The sequence below is a fragment of the Cellulomonas sp. P4_B5_2 genome (genome assembly GCF_056402235.1).
Genome location: NZ_JBFUHU010000421.1, coordinates 1 through 2,598 on the forward strand (window position 1 = coordinate 1; position 2,598 = coordinate 2,598).

At 72.7% G+C, this 2,598-nt stretch carries 3 protein-coding genes; all 3 read left to right on the top strand.

Annotation, left to right across the window (positions count from 1 at the left end):
* Positions 1-225: NUDIX hydrolase (locus AC1DUQ_RS20455; protein ID WP_477074493.1), on the top strand; the 225-nt coding region annotated here is incomplete at its 5' end.
* 127 nt (positions 226-352) lie between these two features.
* A complete protein-coding gene (gene efeU, locus AC1DUQ_RS20460; RefSeq protein ID WP_477074494.1) occupies positions 353-1,234 on the top strand; it encodes an iron uptake transporter permease EfeU in 882 nt (293 codons plus the stop codon).
* Positions 1,235-1,278: 44 nt separating this feature from the next.
* The gene (gene efeO / locus AC1DUQ_RS20465; RefSeq protein ID WP_477060333.1) at positions 1,279-2,481 is read left to right on the top strand and encodes an iron uptake system protein EfeO; all 1,203 of its coding nucleotides are present in this window, start codon (positions 1,279-1,281) and stop codon (positions 2,479-2,481) included.
* The last annotated feature ends 117 nt before the right edge of the window (positions 2,482-2,598 follow it).

The following is a 2,598-nucleotide window of genomic DNA, read 5'->3' on the forward strand; positions in this document are numbered from 1 at the left end:
CTCCAGCACCCCGACTGGTCCTACACCCTCCAGCACCCCGACTGGTCCTACACCACGGTGATCGCCGACGAGATCCTCCCGATCCACCCCGCGGTCACGGACGCGGAGAGCGTCGAGCTGAGGTGGGTCCCGCTCGACCAGGTGCCCGCCCTGCCCCTCCTGCCCGCGTTCGCCGACGCGTGGCCGCGGCTGCGTGAGCGGATCGAGGCGCTCGGCGGTCGGTGAGCCGCGTCACAGCACCGGCTGGCGGGACACTGTCGCGCCCGGTGCGTCCGCAGGGGTAGTGTCCGGGCGGTGAGGTAAGCCTGTCCTCATCTGACCCAGAGTCAGCCCCCTGCACCCGGAAGCGTTCATGGTCGCCAACTACCTCATCGGTCTGCGCGAGGGCCTCGAAGCCGCACTCGTCGTCAGCATCCTCGTCGCGTACCTGGTCAAGTCCGGGCGCCGCGAGCAGCTGCCGGCGCTGTGGGCCGGGGTCGGGGTCGCGATCGGGGCGTCGCTGGTGTTCGGGGCCATCCTCACGTTCGGCCCGTCCGGGCTGTCGTTCGAGGCGCAGGAGGCCATCGGCGGCACGCTCTCGATCGTCGCGGTCGGCCTGGTGACGTGGATGATCTTCTGGATGGCCCGCACCGCGCGGCACATGAAGGCCGACCTGCACCACAAGCTCGACGACGCGCTCGGCGCCGGCAAGCGCGCCGTGCTCGTGGTCGCGATGCTCGCCGTCGGGCGCGAGGGCCTGGAGACCGCCCTGTTCCTGTGGGCCAGCGCGCAGGCGACCAGCGGCACCGCCGTGAACACCGGCCCGAACTTCGCGCCGCTCGTCGGTGCCGCCCTGGGCCTCGGCACCGCGGTGCTCGCCGGGTGGCTGATCTACCGCGGCGCGCTCAAGCTCAACCTCCGCGTGTTCTTCGCCTGGACCGGGCTGTTCCTCGTCGTGGTCGCCGCGGGCGTGCTGGCCTACGGCGTGCACGACCTCCAGGAGGCCGGGATCCTGCCCGGCCTGAACACCCTCGCCTTCGACGTCTCGGCGACGATCCCGCCCAGCAGCTGGWACGGCTCGCTGCTCAAGGGCGTCTTCAACTTCTCGCCGGCCACGACCGTGCTCCAGGCGGTCGCCTGGACCGCCTACCTCCTGCCGACGATGTACTTCTTCATCCGCACCACGTGGGGCTCTGCGCCCGCCCGCCCGTCGGCACCCGCCGTCGCGCCGGCCGTGCGCGCCACCGCCGCCTGATCTCGCTGCCGCACCACCCCGCCAGTTCTTCTCCGAGGAGACCCATGTCCCGCCGCACCACCACCGTCGCCGCCGCCCTGGCCGCGCTCGTCCTCCCGCTCGTGGCGGCCTGCGTGCCCAACGGCACCGCGGAGCCGGGCGCGTCGGGCAGTGCGGGGGTGCTCACGGTGACCTCGACCGCCGACACCTGCGACGTGTCCGCGACCGAGGCCGACTCCGGGACGGTCCGCTTCTCCGTGACCAACGCGGGCGACGACGTCACCGAGTTCTACCTGCTCGGCGAGGACGGCCTGCGGGTCGTCGCCGAGGTCGAGAACGTCGGCCCCGGCCTCTCGCGCGACCTCATCGCGCAGGTCAAGCCCGGCACGTACTACACCTCCTGCAAGCCGGGCATGGTGGGCGACGGCATCCGCGCCGAGTTCACCGTGAACGACTCGGGCGTCGAGGTGGGCCCGACGGGTGACACCGCCGACCAGCTGGCCGCTGCCGAGGCCTCCTACGTCGCGTACGTGAAGGACCAGGTCGGCGCACTCATCGCCGGCACGCAGGCCTTCGCCGACGCCTACACCGCGGGCGACGACGAGACCGCGAAGTCGCTGTACGCGGACACCCGCGCGCACTGGGAGCGCGTCGAGCCCGTGGCCGAGTCGTTCGGCGACCTCGACCCGCTGCTCGACCTGCGCGAGGCGGACGTCGAGGAAGGCGCCGCGTGGAGCGGCTGGCACCTCATCGAGAAGGACCTCTGGCAGCCCGCCCCGGACGCGAACGGTGGCGTGACGTACGTGCCGCTCACGCCCGAGCAGCGCGACGCCGCCGCGGCGGACCTGGTGACGTCCACCCAGCAGCTGGTCGACGAGGTGAACGCCCCCGACTTCGCGTTCGAGGCGTTCCAGATCGCCAACGGCGCCAAGGAGCTGCTCGACGAGGTCGCCACCGGCAAGGTCACCGGCGAGGAGGAGATCTGGTCGCACACCGACCTGTGGGACTTCCAGGCCAACGTCGACGGCGCGCGCGTCGGGTACGAGGTGCTCGCGGACATCGTCGAGGCCGAGGACCCCGACCTGGCGGAGACGCTGACCACCCGCTTCGCCGAGATCGACGCGCTGCTCGCCGAGCAGGGCTCGCTCGAGGACGGCTTCACGTACTACGACCAGCTCACCGACGCGCAGGTGAAGGAGCTGGCCGCGGCGGTCGACGCCCTGTCCGAGCCCCTGTCGCGGCTCACCGCCACGGTCACGGGCGCCTGACCTTGGCCTCCCCCACCGACCCGCACGACCAGCCGGGCGGACCTCGCCTGTCGCGGCGTGCCGTGCTCGGCCTGGGCGGCGGCCTGGCCGCAGCCGGGGTCGCCGTCGGCCTCGGGG